Genomic DNA, 394 nt, shown 5'->3' on the forward strand with positions numbered 1-394 from the left:
GTTTATGCGGATTTCGTAACGTATTTACCAGAAGATCTCTTGGTAAAAGTTGATATTGCTTCTATGGCAGTAGCGCTTGAAGGCCGCTCCCCTTTCCTCGATCACGAATTTCTTGAACTTACTGCTAAAATTCCTTTTCGTCTTAAGCTCAAGGGCGCAAACAATAAAAAATATATTCTTAAAAAAGCGCTCGAAGACCTGGTTCCGAAAGAAATTTTGTATCGTCCAAAAATGGGATTTGGAGTTCCTTTGGCTCACTGGTTTCGCAATGATTTAAAAGAATATGCATCACAAAAACTTCTTTCACCAAAAGCGCTTTCACGCGGTATGTTTCGAGAACAGTACATTCGCTCCATGCTTCATGAACATGCCACTACAACAGTAAATAGAAGCC

General features: G+C 39.8%; 1 protein-coding gene. It reads left to right on the forward strand.

All coding sequences use genetic code 11. The features are described from left to right. Nucleotides 1-394, forward strand: a 394-nt coding sequence (locus tag D7Y13_RS44515) for an asparagine synthase-related protein (protein ID WP_244222512.1), incomplete at both ends; no start/stop codon positions are given.

Origin of the sequence: Corallococcus praedator (genome assembly GCF_003612125.1) — a bacterium.
GTDB classification, from domain to species: Bacteria; Myxococcota; Myxococcia; order Myxococcales; family Myxococcaceae; genus Corallococcus; species Corallococcus praedator.